Here is a 17,497-nt window from a genome sequence, read left to right on the forward strand (position 1 = left end):
GTATGAATAACAAATACGTCAGCAGGGTTGGTCTCTGTGTAGGTCTCACCCTGATTGCCGCAGGAGCGGTGGCCCAGGAGGGTAATGTGGAGCGCGGTCAAGCCGCCGCGTCCAGCTGTAGCGCCTGCCACCAGGCAGATGGCAGTGGCATGAATGTGCCTGATGGGGAGTCCTGGCCGCGGTTAGCTGGCCTGGATGCCGACTATATCGCCAAGCAGTTACATGATTTTAAAGCGGGGCGGCGTGAAAACGCGACGATGGCAACATTTGCCAATATGCTCAACGACCAGCAAATCGCTGATGTGGCCGCCTACTACAGCCAACTGCCCGCTACCCAGGGGCAAGGCGGCGATGAGGCAGATGAGACGCTGCTGGCCCGTGGGCAGCAGCTCGCCGAACGTGGCGATTGGAACGCCTACATTGTTTCCTGCCAAAGCTGCCATGGGCCTGGGGGCAAGGGCGTAGGTGATACCTTCCCAGGCATTGCAGGCCAGCATGCCGGCTACATTCGCACTCAATTGACGGCGTGGAAAAACGATACACGCAGCAACGATCCGCAAAACCTGATGGGTGCCATTGCCAAGCGCATGAGTGATGACGACATCCAGGCTGTATCCGCCTGGTACGCCACGCAACCCGCCTCCGCCGACCAGGAGTCAGCACAATGATAACCTGCCCACGCCCTCTCGTTTTAGCGCTTACTGGCTGTTCATTGACGGTCGGCATCGGTATTAGCGTTTACGCCACCAGTGTCTTTGCTCAGGAAGAGCGGGCGGATGCAGCGCTGAACCAACTGGTCCACGAACCGCCCACCATGGAAGATCTGGAAAGTGCTGATATTCATCCGGAACTGAAAAAAGTCATCCGCTACGGTCACGATCTATTCACTAATACGCAGCAATTGCGTGGTGAGAATGTCTTCAATGACATGAACTGCTCCAGTTGCCATCTGGGGGAAGGTCGGGTGCCGTTCAGTGCGCCAGTGTGGACAGCGGCCATTACACTGCCGGACTTCCGTGGCAAGAACCAGCACGTGAATAACCTGGAAGAGCGTATCGCAGGCTGCTTTGCCTACTCCATGAACGGCGTACCCCCGGAGTATGGCAGTGATGAAATGTTGGCACTCAGTGCCTATCACCAGTGGCTTGCCACCGGCGCACCGATGTATCCCGACAAGCCGATTTATGGTCGAGGCTTCCCGGCGCCAGAAGAGCCGACCGAAGAGCCCAGCTATGCTAGAGGGGAAACTGCCTACCAGGAAAACTGCTCGATATGCCACCAGGAAAATGGTGCCGGGCACTATGAGAATGATGAGTACGTGTTTCCCGCGCCCTGGGGTGACGGCTCCAATAACTGGGGAGCCGGCATCGCGAGGCTGGAAACCATGGCGGGCTTCATCTATCAGAATATGCCGCTTGGCCAGCCTCGTTCGCTCAGTGATCAACAGGCCTGGGATATTGCCTATTACATCACCAGCCAGGAGCGTCCTCAGGATCCTCGCTATACCGGGGATGTCGCCGAGACCGCGGAACGGTTCCATGGCCGTTCACTCTATGGTCAAACCCGCGAGCATGATGGTCATGTGCTGGGAGACCATGACAACTTCGGAGAGAAAGGCGATATCAAACCCTGGAATGTAGGCATGCCGAGGTTTGAGAATCTGTCGGAGGAGTAGAAAATTCACTGTAGGTCAGTGTTAGGAGAGCAGCGACATGGCAATCTCAATTGGCGGGGGAGGCTAACTAAGATCAAGGTTCTTAGATTTCCGTGTCATGGGTAAACCGCGCTGTGGTCCCGCTATGGTAAAGTGCCTGTATTACATAAGGAGGGGCTCATGAGCGAATTACTCGACCCCACCAACGACTACGTTTTCAAGCGGCTGTTTGCCGAAGCCCCGGATCTGCTGGTGGATCTGATCAATGATCTGCGCCCGGATTTGCCCAACATTGCCTCGGTGGAGATACTGAATCCGAATATCGAGGCGACAGAGCTTACCGGCAAGTACATCATTCTCGATGTGCTGGCACGCGATGGGGATGGCAACTGCTACAATATCGAGGTGCAGGTGCGCCGTTACGGGGCCTGGCACAAGCGGGGGGTGTTTTATCTGGCCCGCACGCTGGGAAGCCAGCTGAGCGCCGGGGAAGATTACCAAGAGCTGCGGGCCTCGGTGGGCCTGCACCTGCTTGACTTCGACCTGTTTACGGAAACAGCCGCCGAGCGCGAGCAAGCGATCTGGCGATTCGAGATGCGCGATGGACGCCAGCCCAAGGTTTCGCTGGGGAACGTTTTGCAAATGAACCTAATCGAATTGAACAAGGCGGATCGCCTGGGCTTGCCAGAGGGCCCGCTACGCGCCTGGATCACCTTCTTCAAGCACTGGCAGGAGGAACTCACGATGGCGAATGTTGCCCACGAACCGGTTAAACGTGCGATGAGCCGCATCCGCGAGCTCAGTGCCGACGAGGAAACTCGCCGCTTGGCTTTTGTGCGTGAACGGGCGCTGCGTGATGAAGTATCGCTGCTAAACGATGCGCGGCGGGAAGAAGCGCAACGTATACTTCAACGCCTACTTACTAAGCGGTTTGGAGATCTGCCTGAGTGGGTTATTCAGAAACTGGAGACTGCTAATGCCCATCAGCTAGAAGGCTGGACAGATGAAATCTTGGTAGCGAACAATCTTGATGAGCTGTTCAAACATTAAATAGTGACCGATTTTGCGTCCTTAAAAGTCGAGTTTGCTTCGCTACGCTCGTGGTGAACTTTCATATGTCATTTTGATGAGCGTAGCGACGCGGCATTCTCAATTGGCGGTGGCAGCTAAGCCTATGGCGCTTCACTGCCCATCATGTCGATCAGCCGCTCGTCACTGGGCATACCCTGAATGCGGTCAAGACGCACGCTACCATTTTCTGTTTCACGCTGATAAACCGAGGTGGGCGTGGCATACAGCCCTAGCTCTTCGAAAAGCTGGTTATTGGCATAAACCTGTTCTTCGATCTCTCGTGGTTGGGCACTGGCGTCGATTTCTTCCTGGCCACTTTCATGAGCATGCAGTGTAGCCGCCGGGTCGTCGGCTCCGAGTATGGCGGCGGCCTTGCCAGGGCTGTCGGGCGCTAAAATACCCACCATGATATGGCGCAACTGCACTTCACCGGCCTCTACCCAGGGGCGAACGTCTTGCCATAGCTGACGGCAATAGGGGCAGTTGGCGTCCGTGAAGGTGTAAATCACACGAGGGGCATCCACGTCACCATCCTGAATCCAATGACTTTCGCTCAGAAGCTGCCAGGTCTGTGCTTCTAAAGGCGCACGTACGTGCTCGTCCAGTTGTGCCTCAGTGAGGTCGTTACCTTCGCTATCCATCAGTGTTCCCACCACTGCGTGCTCGCCATCCGGGGTCAGGTAAATGGCCATGTCCTGCCCCTGAACGCTGGCGCCGTAGCCGCGCAAACCGCCAGGGGCGTCAAACTGGCCATGAATTTCCAGGCCCTGGTCGGCCAGTGCCTGCACTGGGGCAGGGAGTTCATCGGCGTAACCTGTGGATACTCCTCCCAGCCCTGCCAGGAGAAGAAAACTGCTGAGAGTGGTGTAGTGGTTCAAGCGCATTGCAACATCCTGTTTGTGTGAGATGACGTTAGCCAGGCGAAAAAGGTGGTCGGTTCATGCAGCAATCAGCGTAAACGCTCCAATCCTTGCTGCAGGGTGGCGCTGGAAAGCTCGCCAAAATGGGAGCTAACGAGTTGGCCGTCGGCATCATAGTAAAGTGTGGTAGGCATCGCGTTGGCGCCGGTAGCCTGGCCAACGGCATTGCGTGGATCTTGCCACACGTTATCGAGAGAAAAACCGTACTCATCCATGAAAGCGTCAATCTGGCCGAGCGACTCCCCTTGGTTAACGAACACAAAGGTGATGCCGGGTTCATTATTCTGTGCTTGCTCAAACACCGGCATTTCACGGATACAGGGCGGACACCAGCTGGCCCACAAATTGACCACCATGGGTTGCTGGGTCGAGCGTGACAGTTGGGGAAGGTCGATTGGCTCGCCTGAACGGGTAGTCAGCGCCACCTCCGGCAACGGCCGGGATTGATGCTCTATCATGGTGGCGCTAGCGGCGGTCAACCCCCAGACAAGGCCGCCCGCCAGTAGGGCGCCGGAAAGTGGCACTCGCTGGCGGGGGGAGCGCCACAGTGTCCAGCCGGCGTACGCCAGTGCCGCGACAAGGCCACCGACGATATCAAACCCGCCATCTCGAATATCCAGACGGCCAAGTAGCCCCTCGTATTCTCCCCAGTAACGCAGGACGAAAACCAGGCGCGCGCCGACAAGGGCAACCAGCAGCAGGGTAAACAGCGTATCGCTGACGGCTACCCGATGGCGCCTTCCCAACAGTGCGCCAGCCAGCAGTGCCAATAAAAAGGCCAGGCCGATCAATAGCTGGTGAATACTAAAGCCCATCGGGCCAAGGGCGATGCTTTGCTGCAACATAACCAATAACGATCCTTCATGTAATCTTGGACTGGCATCATCGCAGCACTAGATTATTTAAGGATTATGTTAGTTGCCCCTGGGGCGTTATGTCGCAACAGGCGAGCGAGGCGCCGCGGCTAACGGGTGGCCACCAACCAGCGCACCGCATAAGGCGGAAGGGCACCTTCAGCCACCCAGGGATTAGCAGGGTCAAGCGCTTGCCATGCGTGTTGATCCAGCGCTTGGTTTACCGCCTCACCCACGTTCTCTAAAGGAAGCGGCAGATCAGTGACGTTATACAGCGCTAGCAAGCGACGCCCGTCATGCAGTGGGCCGCGTTCCACCGCCAGCAATTCGGGTGGCGATTCCAACACCCGCTGGGCAGCCGTCGGGTGGAAGCAGGGCTCTTGACGGCGCTGATCCAGTAGCCGGTTTAAGGCGTTAAAAACATCGTGGGTAGGCGTTGAAGGGCTATCCAGTAGCAGGTCCAGCTCGCTACGCTGCCAGCGCCGCCGATTGATCGAGCGCAAGCGACCACTGCGCTCAACGCCTTCTACATCGTTGAGTGTGCCGGTCAGCGTATGAATATAGAGCGCTGGAATTCCCTGAAGGCTAAGCATGATTGCTTGGCTGCACAGGAAGCGGGCTATTTGCCATGGATCCGGGCCACGGCGGGTGCCACGCATGGCTTCAAACCAGGTGATGTTGATCTCGTAGGGCGTGTCGCTGCCGTCTGGGTTGCTGCGCATGCTGACAAAGCCGCCAAATTTGTGCATTAGTTCCAGCAGTGCATCGCGCTCGTGATCAGGCAGTAATCCTTCCAGCGGGCGCACCCCAATGCCGTCGTGGCTGGCAGTAAAGTTCAGGTAAGTGCAGTGGTCGGGTAGCACAGGCAAACTAGCCAGCCAGGTTTGCATAGTGCTGGCTTCGCCACGGGTTAGGGTATGTAACAGCAGGGGCGGTAGGGCAAATTGATACACCATATGCGCTTCATCAGGCGGGCCTTGGGGGATTCGCTCAAGCCCGAAATAGCTGATGTTCTCTTGGTGCGGCACATTGGTTTCGGTAATCAGCAGAGTGCCGGGGGCGACATGATCAACAATCGCGCGAAGCAAACGCACCACGGTGTGGGTTTCCGGCAGGTGAATAGAGGAGGTGCCCAACCGCTTCCATAAGAAAGCCACTGCATCTAAGCGCACAATTCGCGTACCCTGCTCCAGGTAGAAAAGCAGAATGCCTACAAATTCTAGCAGTACATCCGGGTTTTCAAAGTTTAGGTCGAGCTGGTCTTCGGAGAACGTTGCCCATAGGTAACGAGTGCCGCGCCGGGTTGAAATAGGAACCAGCAACGGGTTGCTGCGGGGGCGAACTACCTGGGAGACATCGGTGTCAGGATCTACTTCGATAAAGTAGTCGCGGCCTGGCAGGCTGCCGCTCAGGTAATCCACAAACCAGAGCGACTCTCTGGAAACATGATTGAGCACCAAATCGGCCATAAGATCGTAATGACCGGCGAGCTCGCGGATATGCGACCAGTCACCAAGCTCACTGTTTACTTCTCGATAGTGGATGACTGAGAAACCGTCGTCGCTACTCCACGGGAAGAAGGGCAGCACGTGTACACCACTTATGCGATCACCCAGCCGTGCTTGAAGAAAGTCGCTAAGCACAGCCAGTGGTGGCACCCCCTCTTCTATAATGGAGTCGCCATAGCTGATCACCCACTGATCTTTTTCGCTCCATGAAGGTGCGTTTTTAGACGGCGCATCGCCGGGGGCGGATGAAAACGGGGCAAGCGACAGAAAGTGCTCAAGATGCTGATTTAAGCGGCGCTGCACTTCGCCAGCGCGAGGCCCGTATAGGTGGCTGAGGTAGCCGTGAACGGTCTGCTCAAAGGGGGGCATGGATGGCTCCTGATAAACAATCTGCCACAAACGCTGCAGCTTGTGTGCCAAATCGTTACAATGCGAGGTTGATAGCGCGTTTAAACCCTAAAAACTATTAGCTTAAGCCAGCTAATATCGGTTTAAACGCCATTAATAGCATATCCATTGACAGGTTATAACACGCTAACTCGTGCGGCACGCCAGCACGAGCTGACAACAGGTTGACCGCTATGCATTGCCCTTTTTGTGGTGCAAACGATACTCGAGTGACCGATTCGCGATTGGTAGCCGATGGCGATCAAGTGCGCCGCCGTCGCCAGTGTGCGAGCTGTCAGGAGCGCTTTACTACTTACGAAACCGCTGAACTAGTAATGCCTCGGGTGGTGAAGTCAGACGGTTCACGGGAAAGTTTTAATGAAGCCAAGCTCCGGGCGGGCATGCTGCGTGCGCTTGAAAAACGCCCGGTCAGCGCGGAAGCCATTGAAGCGGCCGTTGAGCGCATACGTCAAACCCTTCGCGCGCGGGGCGACCGTGAAATTAACGCCCGTGATATTGGTGAATCGGTGATGCAGGCGCTTAAAACCCTCGATCATGTGGCTTACATCCGCTTTGCCTCGGTGTACCGCAAGTTTCAGGATTTGGACGAATTTCGCGCTGAGATTGATCGGCTTTCTCAAGAGCCTTCAAAATGAGTGCTGCATTTAGCCAAGCGGATCACCGTTATATGGCTCGTGCCCTGCAGCTGGCGCGCAAAGGCCTTTACACTACCGACCCTAACCCGCGGGTAGGCTGCGTCATTGTCCGCGATGAGCAGATCGTCGGAGAGGGCTTTCACTTGCGTGCTGGCGAACCCCATGCGGAAGTTCACGCTTTGAACGCCGCGGGTGAGCTGGCCCGGGGGGCGACCGCTTATGTCACTCTGGAGCCATGCTCCCACACCGGACGCACCGGGCCCTGCGCGGTAGCATTGAAGGCAGCTAGCGTGGCGCGAGTCGTGATCGCGATGGTGGACCCTAACCCCCAGGTCAGCGGTCGCGGTATTCAATTGCTGGAAGAGGCGGGTATTGAGGTGGCGGTCGGGTTGCTTGAGAGCGACGCTCGCGCACTGAATCCTGGTTTTATCGCCCGGATGTCGACTCATAAGCCCTTTGTACGGTTGAAAATGGCGATGAGTCTGGACGGCCGTACCGCCATGGGGTCAGGCGAGTCCCAGTGGATTACCGGGCCCGAGGCGCGTACTCAGGTACAGCGGCTGAGGGCGCGCTCCAGTGCCATCTTAAGCGGCGTCGAATCGATTATTATGGACGATTCGCGGCTTACCCTTCGTGCTGAGCAGCTTCAGCTTGCCAATGCCGATGAGGTGGTACAGCGCCAACCGCTACGAGTGATAGTAGATACCCATTTACGCTTGCCCTTGGCGGCCGCCTGTTTAAGCGAACCGGGGCGCACCTTGGTAATAACCACGCCTGATCACATGGCAGAAAAGCGCGAACGATTAATCAAAGCAGGTGCCGAGGTGCATGTGTTGCCTGCCGGTAATGATGGCCGCATTGATTTAGCCTTGTTGCTGAATTGGTTAGCCGAGAGTGAACAGGTTAATGAGCTGCTGGTAGAAACTGGTGCGACCTTAGCGGGCGCCATGCTGGATGCAGAACTGGTCGATGAGCTGCAGCTGTTTGTCGCCCCCACGCTGTTAGGTGGCGAAGCCAGACCGCTGTTTGCGCTGCCAGGGATCTCGCGCATGGCGGATCAGCGGCGTTTAACGATTCATGATATGCGGGCGGTGGGGCGCGATTGGCGCATTATCGCCTCCCCTCAGGCGACTAGCGCAACTGGCGATACCAAGGTACCCTGACGCGCAAAATCGCAGCTTACGCGACAACCTTTCGCGACAACTTTTTGGAGATTCCATGGCGCACTCCTCCTCTAGAGGCTTAGCCCCTATCGCCGAGCTGGTGGAAGATATCCGCCAGGGCAAAATGGTGATTCTCATGGACGATGAGGATCGCGAAAACGAAGGTGATATCATCATGGCCGCCGAAAAAGTGCAGGCCGAGCATATCAACTTCATGGCCCGTTTCGCCCGTGGTCTTATCTGTATGCCGATGACCCGTGCCCGTTGTGAGCAGCTTAATTTGCCGCTCATGGTGCGTGACAATGGCTCCGGCTTTGGCACCAAATTTACGCTCTCGATTGAAGCGACTGAAGGCGTTACCACCGGTATTTCAGCCGCGGATCGCGCGCGCACGGTTCAAGCGGCAGTGGCGCCCCATGCCAAGCCCTCTGATATCGTTCAGCCGGGGCATATTTTCCCGTTGATGGCAGAGCCCGGCGGCGTGCTTCGCCGTGCGGGGCATACCGAAGCAGCGTGTGATTTGGCCGCACTGGCGGGCTGTGATCCCAGTGGTGTGATCTGCGAGATCATGAACGACGACGGCAGTATGGCGCGCCGCCCAGAACTTGAAGCGTTTGCCCAAGAGCACGACATTAAAATGGGCACCATTGCGGATTTGATTCACTACCGCATCGTCAACGAGCAGACTATTGATCACCTGGAAGCCTCAACGGTAATGACGGCCCATGGCGAACTGACGCTGCACGTTTTCCGTGATCGCATTCAGGGCGCTCACCATTTAGCGCTGGTGAACGGTCAGCCCACCCCAGAGGAGTCCACCACGGTTCGCGTGCATCTTACCGATACGCTGCGCGATGTAATGGGCCTGATGAAAGGCGACCAGTGCCGCTGGGATGCCCACCGGGCGCTGGAGGAGATTGCCAGTTCAAACGCAGGGGTGTTTGTGTTGATTGATGACGGTCGCCCCCATCAGGATTTAAAAGATCAACTGGATATCTTTTTGGATCGCGTTCGCCAGCCGCGTACCAGTGATTCTGACGGCGCTGGCAACTATTTAACCATTGGCACCGGCTCGCAGATTCTGCGCTATTTAGGCGTGGGTAAAATGCGATTATTGAGTTCACCGTGGAAGTTCTCCGCGCTATCCGGCTTTGATCTCGAAGTCGTTGAGCGTCTGGGGCCTAATGACACGGCGGATGAGCCAACCTTTCAGCAGGACTGATCCAGCAGGATCACTCCAGCAGGACTAATCTCGCAGTACTAATCTAGCAGTACTAAGCAGCAGGAATAAATTGATGAACTCCCTTTCTCAAGTTGAAGGTACTTTTGTTGACGTCGATGGACATTATGTCATCGTGGTCGGACGTTTTAACCATCACGTGGTGGATAGCCTGGTGGAAGGGGCGGTCGACAGTTTGACGCGTCATGGCGTCGATGCTGAGCATATCCATATTGTTCACGTGCCGGGTGCCTGGGAACTGCCGTTAGCGGTCAAGCGCGTGCTGAAGGTGATGAAGCCTGACGCCGTCATCGCGCTGGGCGCGGTGATTCGCGGAGGAACGCCGCACTTTGAATACGTAGCGGGCGGCTGCAACACAGCGATTAATCACTTGCAACTTGAGTTTGATACTCCGGTGGCTAACGGCGTATTAACCGTTGAGTCGATCGAACAAGCGATTGAGCGTGCGGGCACCAAAGCCGGTAATAAAGGCACCGAAGCGGCCATGGCCGCCATGGAAATGGTCTCACTGCTACGCGCGCTGCCGTTAGGAGATACCCAATGAGCGAGCGTAAACCCTCTGCTGCTCAGCAAGGCCGCCACGCGGCGCGTGAGTTAACCGTGCAGGGGCTTTATCAGTGGCAAATGACGGGTAAATCCATCACTACCATTGAAGCCGAGTTTCGTAGCCAGGTGGCCGATGACGACCTGGAAGACCACGAAAATTGGGTCAAGGTGATGGAGATCGCCGACAAAGCGCTGTTTCACGAATTGCTGCATAACACCGTTCGTTTTAAGGCGGAACTGGATCGTGAAATCTCCCCGTTGCTAGATCGCCGTCTGGAAGATCTCGATGCCGTCGAACTGGCGATTCTTCGCTTAGGCGCTTATGAGCTATCCCGGCGAATGGAAGTACCCTATCGTGTAGTGATTAACGAAGGCGTTGAGCTGGCTAAGTCATTTGGCGCCACCGACGGCCATAAATACGTGAACGGCATTCTAGACAAGCTAGCGATTCGCCTGCGTAGTGCCGAGGTCAGCGCTCGCCGTCTCTGAACGCGAGCGTCATGACAATGCGTTTAAGGGGCCTTTGTGCTTGCCGAATTTGATTTGATCCGACGCTATTTCATGTCGTCGCAGGAGGCGTCGACCGCGTCAAATGGCGTCACACTAGGATGTGGAGACGACGCCACGCTATTGATGCCGCAAGCGGGCCAACAATTGGCCGTGAGTGTTGATACCTCGGTGGTGGATGTTCACTTTCCTCGCGAAGCGCCAGCGTTCGCGGTGGGCCATCGTGCCTTGGCGGTCGCGCTTAGTGATTTGGCCGCTATGGGAGCCAAATCCCGCTGGTGCCTGATGGCATTAACCTTTGATCAGCGCCACTTTGCCGATGATGAGGCAACGCATCTTTGGCTTGCTGACTACGCGCGTGGTTTTCATACACTCCGCCAGCAACACGCCACCACGCTGGTGGGCGGGGACGTCACTTCCGGCGCGCTTTCGATTGGTGTGACCGTGATGGGCGATGTGCCAGTGGGCGAAGCGCTGACCCGCAGCGGTGCTCAGCCTGGCGACATGATTGCCGTTACCGGTGCTTTAGGCGGCGGGGGTGGTGGGCTAGCGCTCTGGCACAAGGGCGAGCGTGACTTGGCGCACCCATTGCTGCACCGCTACTTGCTACCTGAACCGCGTTTGGCGGCGGGCGTGGCACTGCGTGGATTAGCTACCGCGGCGATGGATATTTCAGATGGCCTAATGGCCGACCTGGCGCACCTTCGCGAGGCTTCGCAGGTTGGAGCAGTCATCAATATAGCCGCTTTACCGCTGGCAGAAGAGCTGGAAAGCACGCTGGGTCGGGAGGCCGCACTAAAGGCGGCGCTTTCCGGTGGTGATGATTATGAACTGCTCGTCACGTTACACGCTGACGATATAACCAAGGCTCAGCAACGGCTTGCGTCATTAGGCTTGAAGCTAACGGTGATTGGTCATTGTTGCGAGACGCTAGGCATTAGTGCTTCTGACCAGAGTGATCTGAGTAGTTATGTCAATGGCTATGCCGGTTGGCAGCATTTTAGTGGGGACGCGCCATGAATCGTGCACCGAAAAGTGTCTGGCGTCGCCCAACACATTTTTTTGCCTTTGGCTTAGGTAGCGGCACGGTGCCATGGGCACCCGGCACCTTTGGAACGCTGGCCGCCATTCCGTTCTACTGGATGATGGCGGATTTGCCTTTAGGGTGGTACCTAAGTATTTGTTTTGTCGCTTTTGTTGTTGGCGTTTGGCTATGCGATAAGACGTCACACGACTTAGGCGTACACGACCACTCAGGGATTGTGTGGGATGAATTTGTCGGCTACTGGCTCACCATGGCCGCGGTGCCCTTTTCATGGGAAGCTGCGCTGTGGGGGTTTGTGGTCTTTCGTATCTTCGATGTTTTTAAGCCCTGGCCAATACGTTGGGCTGACCGCCGTGTAGCCGGTGGTTTTGGCATTATGATTGATGATGTGATGGCAGGGGTCTACGCCTGGAGTACTATGCACTTATGGTTCTGGCTGCATTAGAAAATTCATTAGGAAAACGGTACGGATACTAGGTATTACAGATACTAGGCATTGTCGGTAGCTTTCGCCATTTAAGTGCGTTGGCACCAAGGAGGCAGCATGCGCAAGGAACGTCTGATTGTCCCTACCCTGGCGATAATCGCCGTGGTATGGATGGCAGCGCAACTTCTCTCAAGCGTGCTCTTTGAACGTAGCCTGCGTCAGGCGCTAGTAGATTTGGAAGCGCGGGGCGAATGGCGTGTCAACAGAACTGAGAGCCACCAGGGTTGGCTAAGTTCCCAAGGGCGGCTGATACTTTCACCGCTATTGGGTCGCCCCTGGCGGCTTGAACTGAGCTATAGCGCTCGCCACGGCATTTTAAGCACGGATGTAGAAGGCACGGTATTACCTCGCCTGGATACCGTGTTGCAGCAAGCAGTGGGGGAGGTTACCGCCCCTTCGGTGCCTCGTTGGCAGGGGCGTTATCACACCCTTAGCGGCCGCAGTGAACTACGCCTTGCCCTGGCGCCTTTTGTCATTCAACAAAATGGTCGCGAGTTAGCCGTGCGTGGTGGCCGGCTGCGCCTCGAAGGCGTCTTTGGTGATTGGCGCCTGCGTGGGTTATTGGATCAGCTAAAGCTGACCGATGGCTTGGCCCAGCTTGCATTAGGGCCCACGGTACTTGAAAGCCGCTACACCTATACCGATGGTGCCTACCACTTTGCCCAGCGCGATCATCTGCATATTGAGACACTGACGCTTAGCTATCCCTCCTATGACATCCAACTGGCGCCACTCGATTTAAATAGCTATATGGTGCTGGACGAAAGCGAACTACGCATTACAGGCGATTTAGAAGTGGGGGAGGTGATGGTTCCCTCAGAAGCGCCCGAAACGCCGTTGCTTAATGGACGAATAAAGATGGAGCTTTCGCGCATCAACGCCGATGCGGTTCGCCACGCCATTCGTCGTTTACGCCAGGAAGCCGCTTGGGGCGATGCCAGCCTGCCCATGGCTGAAGGGTTGCTGGCCCGTCTTGAGCCTGATTTTCGGAATATGCTCAGTGACTCGCCGCGCCTAGACGTGCCCACGGTGGCGATTGACAGCCCACTGCTCGGCATTCGTCTCGATGCGGATGGCGCGCTGTTTTTTGACGCCCGCGCGTTGGATGAGCTTAGCGTGGTGAATCTCGACGAAGAGGACGAGCAGGCGAAATGGCTGGAGCGTATTGATGGCGACTTCACCTGGCATGATGCGCCCACCGTTGCTGCACTATGGTTAGGTTTACCGCTCGGCACCCGTGAACTGCAGTTTGATGTAGTGCGCGGCGTCTGGCGTGTTAATGGGCGGCCGATGCCAGAGCTATGGCCTTAAGTTTTGTACCAAAAGTCTTGGCTTTATCCACTCAGCTGCATGACGCTGCACCGGTCGCTAGCTACCGCTGCCTCCCACAAATCAGGGGCTAAGGGTTGAAGTTTTGGCGCACTGCCCGCATTCCATGAACAACGCTAGGCGGTTCTCACCGCCGGTATCGGTTCATTGGAGGACGCATGAGCGACCAGGATTACGAACACGACGCTGAACACTTTGAGTGGGAACTTGATGAACAGCCGTCATCATCCACTGATGATGATCCCCGCAATGATAATGAAGAGCGTGCTGAAAAGAATGCTGAAGAGCAGGGCAGCAAAGAGTACCGCTCCGACGGCGAACGGGTAAATTCCCTAGTGCCCGCCAGCGACATGCTGCCTGAGCGCATTTATCTTCTTCCTATTCATAATCGTCCTTTCTTCCCCGCCCAGGTTCAGCCTTTGGTGGTTAACCGTGAGCGCTGGGAAGAGACCATGCGCCGCGTGGGTAATACACCGCATCACACCTTGGGCGTGGCGTTTGTGGGTGAGCAGGGCGTTACCTCTCTTGATCACGAAGGTTTTCCTGAGATTGGTACAGCGGTGAAGGTGCATAAACTCAAGGGCGAAGACGATCAGATCCAGTTTATCGCTCAGGGCTTGCAGCGCTTTAAAATTACCCGCTGGCTCTCCAAAGAGCCGCCTTATCTAGTGGAAGTTACCTATCCGAAAGAGCCGGTTAATGCGGAGAACGAAGAGACCCGCGCCTATGCTATGGCGATCATCAACGGCATTAAAGAGCTGCTGCCGATCAACCCGCTGTACGGTGAAGAGCTCAAGCACTACCTCAACCGCTTTAGCCCGCACCAGCCGGGGCCGCTGACCGATTTTGCCGCCGCTATCACCTCCGCCAAAGGCCCTGAGCTGCAGGATGTGCTGGCCACGCTGTCGGTGGAAGAGCGGATGCAGAAAGTGCTGCCGTTGCTGCGTAAAGAGATTGATGTGGCGCTGCTGCAGGGCGAGATCAGCGAGCAGGTCAACGCGCAAATGCAGGATCGCCAGCGCGAGTTCTTCCTGCGCGAACAGCTCAAGGTGATCCAGCGTGAGCTAGGCATTTCCAAAGACGATCGCGAAAACGATGTCGATACCTTTCGAGCGCGGCTGGAAGCACTGGTCGTGCCCGAGCGCGTGCAAGTACGTATTGATGATGAGCTGAATAAGCTTAGCGTGCTGGAAACCGGCTCACCGGAGTATGGCACCACACGTAATTATCTCGACTGGCTAACGGCGTTACCCTGGGGAGTGACCAGCCAGGATCAGCTCGATCTACCCCATGCGCGGCAAGTACTCGATCGCGACCACGACGGTCTGAAAGATGTTAAAGAACGCATTATTGAGTTTCTGGCCGAAGGTACTTTTAAAGGCGATGTCGGTGGTTCGATTGTTCTGCTGGTAGGCCCGCCAGGGGTGGGTAAAACCTCTATTGGCCGCTCGATTGCCGAAGCCTTAGGCCGTCAGTTTTACCGCTTTTCGGTAGGCGGTATGCGCGACGAGGCGGAAATTAAAGGCCATCGGCGCACCTATGTCGGTGCGATGCCCGGCAAGCTGGTGCAGGCGTTTAAAGAGGTTGAAGTCGAGAACCCGGTCATCATGCTCGATGAGATCGACAAGTTGGGGCAGTCCTTCCAGGGCGACCCCGCTTCGGCACTACTAGAAGTGCTTGATCCCGAACAGAACGTCGATTTCCTTGATCACTATCTCGATGTGCGCCTGGATCTCTCCAAGGTGCTGTTTATCTGCACCGCTAATACGCTGGATTCGATTCCGGGGCCGTTGCTAGACCGCATGGAGCAAATCCGTCTTTCTGGCTATATCGCTGAAGAGAAGCTGGCGATTGCCAAGAATCACCTGTGGCCGAAGCTGCTCAAACGCGACAACCTAACGAAAAAGCGTATCAGTTTATCCGATGCGGCCTTAAAGCAAGTGATCGAAGGCTATGCCCGTGAAGCCGGGGTGCGCCAGTTAGAGAAACAGCTGCATCGTATTGTGCGTAAATCGGCCGTCAAGCTGCTCGAAGAGGAGCCCGAAACGGTCAAAATATCGGTGAAGAATCTGGAAGAGTTCTTAGGCGCGCCGATCTTCCGCAAGGAAAAAGTGCTGACTGGCGAAGGGGTGGTGACCGGCTTGGCGTGGACCTCCATGGGCGGGGCAACGCTACCCATTGAAGCGGGCAAGGTACACTCCCTGGATCGCGGCTTTAAGCTGACCGGCAAGCTGGGTGAGGTGATGCAGGAGTCCGCCAATATCGCTTACAGCTATACCCTGGGCCACCTGCAGGAGTATGGCGCCGATGCCGACTTCTTTGACTCGGCATTTGTGCACTTACACGTGCCCGAAGGGGCCACACCGAAAGATGGGCCTTCGGCCGGTGTCACCATGACCACTGCGCTGCTGTCACTAGCCAAGCACCATGCCATTGATCGGCCCCTGGCGATGACCGGCGAGCTGACCTTGACCGGCCAAGTACTGCCGGTTGGCGGTATTCGCGAGAAGGTGATTGCCGCGCGGCGCAGTGATATTTTTGAATTGATCCTGCCCGATGCCAATAAACGTGATTACGAAGAGTTGCCGGACTATCTAAAAGAGGGCATGACGGTGCACTTTGCCAAACGCTATCGCAATGTAGCCGATGTGGTGTTTGGCCGTTAATTTGCGTCGTCGATACGCTGCCTGTGGTTCATACAGGTGAGTGAAAATAACCTTTATAAAGCGCCCTACTTAAGTACGGCGCTTTTTTTACCACTCAGCGCGTAAAGCATCTTCGATTGGGCGGTGATATAAGCGCGCACCGCGTAGCGGTGCTGTATTGATACCACCCCAGATAGCTGATAATTTATCCAGTATGACAAAGCGTGCCTACAAAGAACGACTTTATCCCACCGCCGAGCAGGCTGTGCTGTTGGCACAGTCGTTCGGCTGTGCCCGTTTTGTCTGGAATAACACATTGGCGTTTCGCACTGAGGCGTATCAGCAGCATGGGGAAAGTGTTTCTCACTCCGCAGCGGAAAAGCGCCTGGTTGACTTGAAGGTAGAATATCCATGGTTAAAAGAGGTATCGAGCGTCATCCTGCAACAAACCCTCCGCGATCAAAAAGCCGCGTTCGACAACTTCTTTAATCCCAAGCTCAGGGCACGCTACCCACGTTTTAAGAAAAAAGAGGGTCGACAATCGATCCGGTTAACCAAAGCCGCCTTTCGCTATCGCGATGGAGAGATCACGATCGCCAAGTCGACGGTGGCGTTACCGATCCGATGGAGCCGCCCGCTACCGAGTGCGCCGTCGAGCATCACGATTTCCCGCGATCGTGCAGGCCGATATTTCATTAGCTGCTTGTGTGAGGTCACGCCAGAGGCTTTGTCAATCACGCCCAACATGGTGGGTATTGATCTTGGGTTGACCGATCTCTTTATCACCAGCGAAGGCGAAAAGTCGGGGAACCCACGACATTTTAAACGCTACGAGGCCAAGCTGGCGTTCTTGCAACGCCGGTTAGCCAAGAAACGGAAAGGCTCGAATAACCGTCAAAAATACCGCCAGAAAGTGGCGCGGCTGCATGCCAAGATCGCGGACTGCCGCCGTGATGCAATCCACAAAGCGACCCGAACACTGATTAACGACAACCAAGTGCTGTGTGTCGAGTCGTTGAACATCACCGGCATGGTAAAAAACCGTCATCTAGCCAAGGCCATCAGCGATGCGGGGTGGGGCGAATTTGTCCGCCAACTTGAGTACAAAGCCGCCTGGGCGGGACGCCAGGTAGTGAAGGTCAGCCAGTGGCTCCCCAGCAGCAAGGTGTGCCACGGCTGCGGCCATCAGGTCGAAAAGCTACCGTTGTCACAGCGTCACTGGCATTGCGAAGGCTGTGGCCAACCGATAGATCGCGATATTAACGCCGCGAAGAATATTCAAACTGCCGGACTGGCAGGGTTAGCCTGTGGAGCGACCGGAGCGGGGATAGCGGCCTAGCCGCTATCTAGTGAAGGCGTGTTGAAGCAGGAAGGTTCTGGGGCGACCCAAGAACCCTCGCCGATAGCGCGAAGCGCGGCAGGCGGGGAGTGTCAGATTTGTTCACTTTGTTATAACCCAACAATAGCCATAATGGCGCATAATAG

General features: G+C 56.1%; 16 protein-coding genes. 13 read left to right on the forward strand and 3 right to left on the reverse strand.

The window, feature by feature from the left end:
- The first annotated feature begins 2 nt into the window (after positions 1 to 2).
- The 3 genes from V8L70_RS13735 (at position 3) to V8L70_RS13745 (ending at position 2,704) form a co-directional block, all read left to right on the forward strand.
- Positions 3 to 668, forward strand: a complete 666-nt coding sequence (locus V8L70_RS13735; RefSeq protein WP_336269694.1) for a c-type cytochrome — start codon at positions 3 to 5, stop codon at positions 666 to 668.
- Positions 665 to 1,675, forward strand: coding sequence for a c-type cytochrome (locus V8L70_RS13740; protein WP_336269695.1), 1,011 nt, complete (start codon positions 665 to 667; stop codon positions 1,673 to 1,675). The genes V8L70_RS13735 and V8L70_RS13740 overlap by 4 nt, the downstream gene beginning before the upstream one ends.
- A 159-nt stretch (positions 1,676 to 1,834) precedes the next feature.
- The gene (locus V8L70_RS13745; protein WP_336269698.1) at positions 1,835 to 2,704 is read left to right on the forward strand and encodes an Rpn family recombination-promoting nuclease/putative transposase; all 870 of its coding nucleotides are present in this window, start codon (positions 1,835 to 1,837) and stop codon (positions 2,702 to 2,704) included.
- A gap of 122 nt (positions 2,705 to 2,826) precedes the next feature.
- Here the strand turns inward: V8L70_RS13745 and dsbG are convergent, their stop codons facing one another.
- From dsbG to V8L70_RS13760, 3 genes are all read right to left on the reverse strand, one after another.
- Positions 2,827 to 3,609 carry a thiol:disulfide interchange protein DsbG gene (gene dsbG / locus V8L70_RS13750; protein WP_336269700.1) on the reverse strand — a complete coding sequence of 261 codons (783 nt, stop codon included), beginning with the start codon at positions 3,607 to 3,609 and terminating at the stop codon, positions 2,827 to 2,829.
- 65 nt (positions 3,610 to 3,674) lie between these two features.
- Positions 3,675 to 4,490, reverse strand: a complete 816-nt coding sequence (locus tag V8L70_RS13755; RefSeq protein WP_101145135.1) for a TlpA family protein disulfide reductase — start codon at positions 4,488 to 4,490, stop codon at positions 3,675 to 3,677.
- A 119-nt stretch (positions 4,491 to 4,609) separates the two neighbouring features.
- Complete coding sequence (locus V8L70_RS13760) at positions 4,610 to 6,376, reverse strand: sugar phosphorylase (RefSeq protein WP_336269703.1); 1,767 nt, start codon at positions 6,374 to 6,376, stop codon at positions 4,610 to 4,612.
- Positions 6,377 to 6,588: 212 nt separating this feature from the next.
- Here V8L70_RS13760 and nrdR point away from each other — a divergent pair, with 212 nt between their 5' ends.
- The 10 genes from nrdR (at position 6,589) to V8L70_RS13810 (ending at position 17,351) form a co-directional block, all read left to right on the forward strand.
- Positions 6,589 to 7,050 carry a transcriptional regulator NrdR gene (gene nrdR, locus V8L70_RS13765; RefSeq protein WP_101145133.1) on the forward strand — a complete coding sequence of 154 codons (462 nt, stop codon included), beginning with the start codon at positions 6,589 to 6,591 and terminating at the stop codon, positions 7,048 to 7,050.
- Positions 7,047 to 8,213: a bifunctional diaminohydroxyphosphoribosylaminopyrimidine deaminase/5-amino-6-(5-phosphoribosylamino)uracil reductase RibD gene (ribD, locus tag V8L70_RS13770; RefSeq protein WP_336269705.1), complete on the forward strand. Its 1,167-nt coding sequence runs from the start codon at positions 7,047 to 7,049 to the stop codon at positions 8,211 to 8,213. Before nrdR ends, ribD begins: the two co-directional genes overlap by 4 nt.
- A 55-nt stretch (positions 8,214 to 8,268) precedes the next feature.
- Positions 8,269 to 9,435, forward strand: a complete 1,167-nt coding sequence (ribBA, locus tag V8L70_RS13775; RefSeq protein ID WP_336269707.1) for a bifunctional 3,4-dihydroxy-2-butanone-4-phosphate synthase/GTP cyclohydrolase II — start codon at positions 8,269 to 8,271, stop codon at positions 9,433 to 9,435.
- A gap of 73 nt (positions 9,436 to 9,508) precedes the next feature.
- Complete coding sequence (gene ribH / locus V8L70_RS13780; protein ID WP_176302773.1) at positions 9,509 to 9,997, forward strand: 6,7-dimethyl-8-ribityllumazine synthase; 489 nt, start codon at positions 9,509 to 9,511, stop codon at positions 9,995 to 9,997.
- The gene (nusB, locus tag V8L70_RS13785; RefSeq protein ID WP_101145129.1) at positions 9,994 to 10,488 is read left to right on the forward strand and encodes a transcription antitermination factor NusB; all 495 of its coding nucleotides are present in this window, start codon (positions 9,994 to 9,996) and stop codon (positions 10,486 to 10,488) included. Before ribH ends, nusB begins: the two co-directional genes overlap by 4 nt.
- 36 nt (positions 10,489 to 10,524) lie before the next feature.
- Positions 10,525 to 11,526, forward strand: a complete 1,002-nt coding sequence (gene thiL / locus V8L70_RS13790; protein ID WP_336269710.1) for a thiamine-phosphate kinase — start codon at positions 10,525 to 10,527, stop codon at positions 11,524 to 11,526.
- Positions 11,523 to 11,996: a phosphatidylglycerophosphatase A family protein gene (locus V8L70_RS13795; RefSeq protein WP_008959669.1), complete on the forward strand. Its 474-nt coding sequence runs from the start codon at positions 11,523 to 11,525 to the stop codon at positions 11,994 to 11,996. Before thiL ends, V8L70_RS13795 begins: the two co-directional genes overlap by 4 nt.
- A 99-nt stretch (positions 11,997 to 12,095) precedes the next feature.
- The gene (locus V8L70_RS13800) at positions 12,096 to 13,349 is read left to right on the forward strand and encodes a DUF945 family protein (RefSeq protein ID WP_336269712.1); all 1,254 of its coding nucleotides are present in this window, start codon (positions 12,096 to 12,098) and stop codon (positions 13,347 to 13,349) included.
- 176 nt (positions 13,350 to 13,525) lie between these two features.
- Positions 13,526 to 16,033, forward strand: coding sequence for an endopeptidase La (gene lon, locus V8L70_RS13805; protein ID WP_336269714.1), 2,508 nt, complete (start codon positions 13,526 to 13,528; stop codon positions 16,031 to 16,033).
- 193 nt (positions 16,034 to 16,226) lie between these two features.
- Positions 16,227 to 17,351 carry an RNA-guided endonuclease InsQ/TnpB family protein gene (locus tag V8L70_RS13810; RefSeq protein WP_101145334.1) on the forward strand — a complete coding sequence of 375 codons (1,125 nt, stop codon included), beginning with the start codon at positions 16,227 to 16,229 and terminating at the stop codon, positions 17,349 to 17,351.
- Positions 17,352 to 17,497 lie beyond the last annotated feature (146 nt).

Source organism: Vreelandella arctica (genome assembly GCF_037070215.1).
GTDB classification, from domain to species: Bacteria; Pseudomonadota; Gammaproteobacteria; order Pseudomonadales; family Halomonadaceae; genus Vreelandella; species Vreelandella arctica.

Bases quoted from the DNA above. Each gene is read 5' to 3' on its own strand.
- V8L70_RS13735 (WP_336269694.1), top strand. From the start codon at position 3: ATGAATAACAAATACGTCAGCAGGGTTGGTCTCTGTGTAGGTCTCACC.
- V8L70_RS13740 (WP_336269695.1), top strand. From the start codon at position 665: ATGATAACCTGCCCACGCCCTCTCGTTTTAGCGCTTACTGGCTGTTCA.
- V8L70_RS13745 (WP_336269698.1), top strand. From the start codon at position 1,835: ATGAGCGAATTACTCGACCCCACCAACGACTACGTTTTCAAGCGGCTG.
- dsbG (WP_336269700.1), bottom strand. From the start codon at position 3,609: ATGCGCTTGAACCACTACACCACTCTCAGCAGTTTTCTTCTCCTGGCA.
- V8L70_RS13755 (WP_101145135.1), bottom strand. From the start codon at position 4,490: ATGTTGCAGCAAAGCATCGCCCTTGGCCCGATGGGCTTTAGTATTCAC.
- V8L70_RS13760 (WP_336269703.1), bottom strand. From the start codon at position 6,376: ATGCCCCCCTTTGAGCAGACCGTTCACGGCTACCTCAGCCACCTATAC.
- nrdR (WP_101145133.1), top strand. From the start codon at position 6,589: ATGCATTGCCCTTTTTGTGGTGCAAACGATACTCGAGTGACCGATTCG.
- ribD (WP_336269705.1), top strand. From the start codon at position 7,047: ATGAGTGCTGCATTTAGCCAAGCGGATCACCGTTATATGGCTCGTGCC.
- ribBA (WP_336269707.1), top strand. From the start codon at position 8,269: ATGGCGCACTCCTCCTCTAGAGGCTTAGCCCCTATCGCCGAGCTGGTG.
- ribH (WP_176302773.1), top strand. From the start codon at position 9,509: ATGAACTCCCTTTCTCAAGTTGAAGGTACTTTTGTTGACGTCGATGGA.
- nusB (WP_101145129.1), top strand. From the start codon at position 9,994: ATGAGCGAGCGTAAACCCTCTGCTGCTCAGCAAGGCCGCCACGCGGCG.
- V8L70_RS13795 (WP_008959669.1), top strand. From the start codon at position 11,523: ATGAATCGTGCACCGAAAAGTGTCTGGCGTCGCCCAACACATTTTTTT.
- V8L70_RS13800 (WP_336269712.1), top strand. From the start codon at position 12,096: ATGCGCAAGGAACGTCTGATTGTCCCTACCCTGGCGATAATCGCCGTG.
- lon (WP_336269714.1), top strand. From the start codon at position 13,526: ATGAGCGACCAGGATTACGAACACGACGCTGAACACTTTGAGTGGGAA.
- V8L70_RS13810 (WP_101145334.1), top strand. From the start codon at position 16,227: ATGACAAAGCGTGCCTACAAAGAACGACTTTATCCCACCGCCGAGCAG.